Origin of the sequence: Sulfuritalea sp. (genome assembly GCF_031426875.1) — a bacterium.
Taxonomy (GTDB): domain Bacteria; phylum Pseudomonadota; class Gammaproteobacteria; order Burkholderiales; family Rhodocyclaceae; genus Sulfuritalea.
In genome coordinates this window covers 1-6,239 of record NZ_JASJPC010000053.1, presented here as the reverse complement: position 1 = coordinate 6,239, position 6,239 = coordinate 1, and the positions used below count along the sequence as shown (strand labels likewise).

At 59.1% G+C, this 6,239-nt stretch carries 8 protein-coding genes; 2 read left to right on the top strand and 6 right to left on the bottom strand.

Translation table 11 applies throughout. The features are described 5' to 3' along the window. Positions 1 to 67: 67 nt before the first annotated feature. Entirely contained in the window at positions 68 to 313 is a 246-nt protein-coding gene (locus RMO95_RS20585) for a hypothetical protein (protein ID WP_310452553.1), read from the top strand. A gap of 123 nt (positions 314 to 436) precedes the next feature. On the opposite strand, the gene RMO95_RS20580 is transcribed toward RMO95_RS20585, so the two are convergent. After that, positions 437 to 2,044 carry a wax ester/triacylglycerol synthase family O-acyltransferase gene (locus tag RMO95_RS20580; protein ID WP_310452552.1) on the bottom strand — a complete coding sequence of 536 codons (1,608 nt, stop codon included), beginning with the start codon at positions 2,042 to 2,044 and terminating at the stop codon, positions 437 to 439. A 154-nt stretch (positions 2,045 to 2,198) separates the two neighbouring features. Here RMO95_RS20580 and RMO95_RS20575 point away from each other — a divergent pair, with 154 nt between their 5' ends. Further along, positions 2,199 to 2,456: an acyl-CoA-binding protein gene (locus RMO95_RS20575; protein WP_310452551.1), complete on the top strand. Its 258-nt coding sequence runs from the start codon at positions 2,199 to 2,201 to the stop codon at positions 2,454 to 2,456. 205 nt (positions 2,457 to 2,661) lie between these two features. Here RMO95_RS20575 and RMO95_RS20570 read toward each other — a convergent pair whose 3' ends face one another. The 5 genes from RMO95_RS20570 to RMO95_RS20550 form a co-directional block, all read right to left on the bottom strand. Next, positions 2,662 to 3,975 carry a hypothetical protein gene (locus RMO95_RS20570; protein ID WP_310452550.1) on the bottom strand — a complete coding sequence of 438 codons (1,314 nt, stop codon included), beginning with the start codon at positions 3,973 to 3,975 and terminating at the stop codon, positions 2,662 to 2,664. A 118-nt stretch (positions 3,976 to 4,093) separates the two neighbouring features. Then, on the bottom strand, positions 4,094 to 4,573 hold the full coding sequence (locus tag RMO95_RS20565) for a hypothetical protein (protein ID WP_310452549.1): 480 nt from the start codon (positions 4,571 to 4,573) through the stop codon (positions 4,094 to 4,096). Between the two features lie 209 nt (positions 4,574 to 4,782). Further along, positions 4,783 to 5,181, bottom strand: a complete 399-nt coding sequence (locus RMO95_RS20560) for a type II toxin-antitoxin system MqsA family antitoxin (RefSeq protein ID WP_310452548.1) — start codon at positions 5,179 to 5,181, stop codon at positions 4,783 to 4,785. Position 5,182: 1 nt separating this feature from the next. Further along, positions 5,183 to 5,488 carry a type II toxin-antitoxin system MqsR family toxin gene (locus RMO95_RS20555; protein ID WP_310452547.1) on the bottom strand — a complete coding sequence of 102 codons (306 nt, stop codon included), beginning with the start codon at positions 5,486 to 5,488 and terminating at the stop codon, positions 5,183 to 5,185. Between the two features lie 97 nt (positions 5,489 to 5,585). Next, the gene (locus RMO95_RS20550) at positions 5,586 to 6,152 is read right to left on the bottom strand and encodes a cation diffusion facilitator family transporter (RefSeq protein WP_310452546.1); all 567 of its coding nucleotides are present in this window, start codon (positions 6,150 to 6,152) and stop codon (positions 5,586 to 5,588) included. Between the last annotated feature and the right edge of the window lie 87 nt (positions 6,153 to 6,239).

The following is a 6,239-nucleotide window of genomic DNA, read 5'->3' as shown; positions in this document are numbered from 1 at the left end:
GCAGGGCTCCACTTATCGCCGTGGAAATTCTGTCCAATCAAACGGGGCCGGCTCTAAGGTCGGCGCCATGATCGGCAAGCTGACCTATGGCGCGAGCAAGGACGTGGCGGTGAAGCACTTCGAGTCGGCGCTCAAGCTCGCCCCCGATTCCGCCATCGCCTGCATCGAATACGCCAATGCACTGGTCATGCTGTTCGGCCAGGCCCGCATGGACGAAGCCGTCAAGCTCTACGAGAAGGCCGCCGCGGCGACTCCGGTCGATGCCATGGAGCGGCTCGACGTCGAACTGGCCAAGTCCGAACTGGAAGACTAGTAGTCAGTCACCAAGGAAAAGGCGCATTCCCTGTAGGAGCGAGCTTGCCCGCGATAAGCCGTTGTCGCGAGCAAGCTCGCTCCTACATCCATCGGTTTCAACATGTCTGCTTATTAGGGTCGTTTAAGCGAGGTTGCGAAACCGCTTCGGCACCCGCTGCGGGGTCTCGGCCGGCGGCGGACTTACCGGCGGCGTTTTCCTGGCGACGGGCTTGGCGCCCGCGGTGGTGCGTGACTTTCGTGCCCTGGGTTTCGGCGCGGCGCCGCTGAGCGGCGGCGGCAACTGCTTGCCGAACAGCATCTGTTCGACCCGGGCCGGATCGAAGGGCTGTTCCCAGTCCAGCATCAGCAGTGCCAACAGCATTTTTTCGAACTCGGCGGCGAACAGCGGCGCGATGGTTTCCGGGTCCGGCACGAAATTGCGGTCGGTGATCAGGCCGAACTGGACATTCTCGTTGTAGCTCAGGATCGAGACGCCGATGCCGATGTCGCCTGACTGCGGCACCCAGAACATCAGCTCGTCGAGGCGCGACCCGGCCAGGTAGAGCGGCTGCCTGGGGCCGGGCACGTTGGTCATCACGGTGCTGGCCTTGGCCGCCAGGATGTCGAGGAACTGCTGCTGCAGCACTCTCGGCGCAATGCCCACCGCGCCGAGCAGGGCCATCGTCAGCGGCGGCTGGTAGGAGCCCTTGAGTTCGTTCATGCGCTGCCGCACCAGGAACAGGCGCGCGAAGGGATTGGCCTCATGCACCGGCAGCGACAGCGTGCCGAGGCCGAAGCGGTTGCCGAGCGTGCCTTCGTGCCGCGCCGAACGCAGATTGACCGGAATCATGGCGCGCACTTCGACGTCGCGCACCGATTCGCCCTTCTGCATGAAGTAGGCGCGCAGCGCGCCGGCGACCGCGGACAGCAGGATGTCATTGACCGAACAGCCGAGCGCCTTGCCCAGCGCCTTGACCTCGGCCAGCGGGATCAGCTCCGACCAGGCCACACGCTTCGCCATGCCGGTCTTGCCCTTGAGGCTGGTGGGCGAATCGGCCGGCATCGCCAGCAGCTTGGCGAGTTCGGTCAGCAGGCCGATGCCGTGGCGGCCATAGGTGGACAGCCGGTCCGGGTTCGACGCCAGTTGCAGCGCCTTGCTGCCCAGGTCGGTGCCCATGCTGACGGCCGAGCCGAGCGCGTCGGCCAGGAATTCCAGCATGCCGCCCGCGGGCTCCTCGGTCTCGGCGGCGTGGATTTTCGCGGCGCTGCGTTTCTGCGGTGCGGCCTGCGGCGACGCATCCGTCAAGGAGAGGATCACCCCGACCAGGGCGATGCCGTCGGCAATGCAATGATGGATGCGGACCACCATCGCCGAACCACCGCCGTACTCCTCGATCAGGTCGAAGCACCACAGCGGCTTGCCCGGATCGAGCGGCTGCACCGCCAGTTCGCTGGCCAGCGCCTGCAGTTCCTGTTTGCCGGCCCGGGCCGGCAGGCTGCGCCGCCGCAGGTGGGCATCGAGATCGAAAGCGGGATCGTCCTGCCACCAGGCGCCGGCGACTTCCGCCACCGCGCATTGGCGGAAGCGCCGGTAGCGGGCGACCAGGCGGCTCTCTATGGTGTTGCGCAAACGCTTGAAGTCGGTGCGCCGATCGAAGACGATGACGCCGACGATCATCATCAGGTTGGTGGCACGGTCCATGCGCAGCCAGGCCGTATCGACGGGGGACATTTTTTCGCGGTGGAGCATTGCCCTGATCCTCCAAGATGACGGCATGGCGCCGGGATGCCGTCCGCGCCTTGTGGCGAGGACATATCGCTAGCATACCGTCCCCGCTTTACGCGGAGACATATAATAGTTCAAGCCAAATCCCGGCGACCGGTTTATTGCGACGAAGGACGACATGAGCGAACTCAAGAAGCAATTCGAAGCGGCCCTGGCCGATTCCAAGAAGCTGCCGGAGCGGCCCTCCAACGACGTGCTGCTGCAGCTCTATGCACTTTACAAACAGTCCACGGAAGGCGACGTCGAGGGCAAGCGGCCCGGCTTCACCGACATGGTCGGCCGCGCCAAGTATGACGCCTGGGCCGCCGTCAAGGGAACCGCAGGCGACGATGCGATGCAGCGCTACATCGACCTGGTGGCGTCGCTCAAGGACTGAGCCGAACGCCGGCCGAGTCTTTCCTGAATTTTCGGGAAGGACTCGTGATCCGGTCCGTGCTCAGGTCGGTAGAGAGTTGGTGCTGGCGGTACGGCGCGGGAGTGCTCGCCGGTGTTCGTCTGGGCTGTTTTGTGCCCAAAGCGGCGGTAGCCAGGCTAGGAAAACAGACGCTCAGGAACTTGGAGGTCACCGGCGCTGCGCAGGGTTATGCCGCGTCAGGCTGCGGTACCAGGTAGCTGGCACCATTTGCGGTTAGGAGCGCATTGAGTCTTGCGTCATCAACTACCGCAGTTTTTCGTACGTTTTCAATAAAGAGCCTATAGCCATGTGCGCCAAGTAGATCAGCGCCTGTTTCTCTAGGCAATTGAATAATGCGTTCTATGTCTTCAGCGGAAAGACAAGAGAACAATGGCAATATCGATTTACTAAATACATCATTGGTCCGGTCCCAGGAGCGTGCTTGAGACAGGAACTCTATCGCCCGCTCTTTTGCATATGTACGGAGGCCATGCGAATTGATGGCCTGCGCAAGTTCATCAAATGACAGGGTACCGACGCGCTGTTCTACAATTGATTTAAGCCCATCAAGCTCGCCTAAGACCTCGAGCCCGCCCAAAACGTCAGTTGCTGGCCCCTCTTTGATGAAGTAAGCAACCTTGTCCTTGGATGCTTGCTCAAGGACACCCCAAGCGGCCGTCACAAAGGTAACGAGGCATGCTGCACTGGGAAATCGGTCGTCAGGTACGTCTCGAATTGCCTTATTCAGTTGCTTACGCAATCGGTCTTCCGTAAGTCCTGGATACAACTGATAAGTGGCATTAATTGCAGCAATGACCTGCGTCTTGAAGTACAACGGATCATTGTCAGTGAGAAATCCAAATACCAATAGGTCGATGAATCCTCTCACAAGCGCGTCGGTGCCATTTTTAAGACCGGAGTTCTGCAACTGGGCGACGGCCTTTTGGTCATCGGTCGGAAAGTATGCGGAGCTTACAAGCGTCTTTAGTTCGGCAAGGGCCGCTTTCCCTTGCACAGGTGGTTGTGCCAAGACATGTACGACAGCATTTCTAACATGGACACGCGCTTGCTCTGCGGACGGCTGGTAGGGGACGCCGATGCGCTGAAATGATGGATGTGCACATCTATGTCGGTCCTCTCTAAGCCGCGTGAGGTCAATAAACTGTTGTGGGTCAAAGAACTGAAGCTGATTACGGCAAGTTTCAAGAATCTCACGCTCGAACTCCAGTGCGCTCTTGATACCAGAAGGATTGTTCTGCTCGATCTGCTTGATGTACGTTTCGTATCTTCCTTCTATGGTCTTTGCGGCTAAATCACCGGAAACGGCGAGTTCTCGAATCTTGTCGATTAGGTCGAAGACAACCGCAATCCAAGTGCTAACAATTGATGCGCGATAGGCGCCTGCTCGATAGCATTGCAGAGCTTCAGCGACGTAACCCTTCGATTGGTCAGAGCGGCAACGAACTGCCAACGCTTCGATATCGGCAAGACTTTCGATCACGGCGATTCCTCTTCAAGATGCGGCACAACGTAGAGCTGACCGGCGCGACGCAGCGTCATCGCGGCGCATACAGCGAGCAAAGCGAGCGGGGTCGAGCGCCACGTTACGAATGCGGAAATTAGCCGGGCGCATATTCCGGTCGAAGAATACCGCGATATTCAGTTTGCAACTTCGAGTTGCAGACAGAACAGGTAAGCATGGAAAAGCCGCGCGAACCATCAATGGTGTTGAGGAACGACTTCTTTCCGCCGTTGAAGCAGTTTGTACAAAGCCAATGCGGCGACTCGTCCTGGCTCATGCTTTCCTTCACCGCGTAAACGGCAATCCCGTCAAGGACCGTTACAAGGCGATAGCGTTGTTTCTCAGCTTCCCAGTGTTTGAGTTGCACAATCTGCTTTTCAAGACCGTCTTTCTCGCGCAGCAAAAACGCATTCTGTTGCTGTACGGAAGCGATCATGGTGTTCGCGTTAATGATCGCGTTTTGGAACTCTATAAGTTGGGCTTTGCGCTGGCTGGCGTCAGAGGCTTCCGCGATTGCCTTGCCAAGATTGGCGAGGCCACCCAGTGCGGTGAATATGGTTGCCGGGTCAGTAGTCATGGCATTCCTAACAGTTATTTAGGAGCAGCGATGTCCAAGTTGTTGCCAATAATACGGGCATGGTCGAAATGCCTTTAAGGTATTGAATGACGAGCAGATTATCCGAATCCGGTCTCCTTATCAATCAACAATCATACGGACAGGGCTCTAACGTCAGTTTCGCGGAAACTTTCCCAGAGGCAGCTCCTGACCGCCAAGACCCAAAGTAATCAGTTCTGCAATTCGTCCAGCAGTTCCGGATGCCGATCAAGAAGCCGAAATAGATTCGTCACGGCAGGTAGCGGACGGGCCTTGCCTCGCTCGTACCGCGAAAAGGCATTCGGACCGCCGCCAGTGATTCGCGCGGCTTCGAGTTGGGTCAGTTTCAACTTCTTGCGGATTCGCGCCAGTTCGGCAGACTCTTTGGCGTCGATCTCGGCCGCGATGCGTTTAATGGCAACGGCAAACCGCTCACCTTCTCCCGCGTCGAACTCAACCTCGTGACAATGAGGGCAATGCCAACCGGCAATCTTCGGCACCACCGCTGCGTGACCTTTGTATTCATACGGCACATCCTTGACGGCATGCTGCAGAATTCCCTGTTCGCAGTTCAGGCATTCACGGCGCATCTCATTTCTCCTTAAACTGAATCACAATCGAACCATCCACTCGCAACGTCACCTTGACATAAGCCACTTTGCCGTTCGGCGTAACGCGGTGATAGACGTCCTGCCACACATGGCTTGCAGCATGAGTCGTCATGCTTTTGTAAAAATCGGTTCGCGTCATCGCACACACCACTTCGATCGCGCTTGCAGAATCCAGGCCCATGGCCTGAGCACCAACCAAAGCGGTGGCAGTAAAAGCATCCGCGCCGCGCCGCCGCACGGCGAGCTTCACAGCAGCCAGATCGTAGTGCGGCTTACGCTTTTCCATCGCGGACACACTAACCCATAAGGTTAGTCAGTGCAAGCGTAATAATATGAGCCCGGCGACCACTGTGAATGTCGGGTGTCGGCCGTGGCCGGCACGTTCAAGCCGGTGAAGCGTGGTCCATGTCGCACTGGTGGATCTCGACCGTGACATGGACCACTTCCTCATGCACGGCCAGTTGCTGGCGCACGCGCTGCGCGGTGAGTTGCGGGTCGTGGGGGCCCAGGATCAGGGCGCAGACGACATTGACGACCAGCCCGACGACGGCGATAGCAAGGGCTTCGCGGTAATGGATGGCCTGCGGCGTGATGATGCGTTCGACCGAGCCGACCAGCATCAGGGCGGCGACGCTCAGCAACAGGATGGCGCTGGTGTAGCCGCCGAGAATTTCGATCTTCCAGGTGCCGAAGGCGAAGCGCGGATCGTCGGCATGGCGCCGGGCCGCGGCATAGGCGAAGGCCGACAGGCCGACGGCGAGCGCATGGGAGCTCATGTGCCAGCCGTCGGCGAGCAGGGCCATGGAATTGAAGCCGTAGCCGGCGACGATTTCGACCACCATCATCCCCAGCGTGATCCACATCACGGCCCGGGCGCCGCGCTCGGCGGTCGGGTTTCCCGTGTCGAAGCTGTGCTTGTGGGTCCGCGCCGACAGGCCATGGCTATGCATAGGCGCTGCTCCTGGCTGATTGTCCGGCCAGATTCTAGTACGCAGACATGTTGAAACCGATGGATGTAGGAGCGAGCTTGCTCGCGA

Bases quoted from the DNA above. Each gene is read 5' to 3' on its own strand.
- RMO95_RS20585 (WP_310452553.1), top strand. From the start codon at position 68: ATGATCGGCAAGCTGACCTATGGCGCGAGCAAGGACGTGGCGGTGAAG.
- RMO95_RS20580 (WP_310452552.1), bottom strand. From the start codon at position 2,044: ATGCTCCACCGCGAAAAAATGTCCCCCGTCGATACGGCCTGGCTGCGC.
- RMO95_RS20575 (WP_310452551.1), top strand. From the start codon at position 2,199: ATGAGCGAACTCAAGAAGCAATTCGAAGCGGCCCTGGCCGATTCCAAG.
- RMO95_RS20565 (WP_310452549.1), bottom strand. From the start codon at position 4,573: ATGACTACTGACCCGGCAACCATATTCACCGCACTGGGTGGCCTCGCC.
- RMO95_RS20560 (WP_310452548.1), bottom strand. From the start codon at position 5,181: ATGCGCCGTGAATGCCTGAACTGCGAACAGGGAATTCTGCAGCATGCC.
- RMO95_RS20555 (WP_310452547.1), bottom strand. From the start codon at position 5,488: ATGGAAAAGCGTAAGCCGCACTACGATCTGGCTGCTGTGAAGCTCGCC.
- RMO95_RS20550 (WP_310452546.1), bottom strand. From the start codon at position 6,152: ATGCATAGCCATGGCCTGTCGGCGCGGACCCACAAGCACAGCTTCGAC.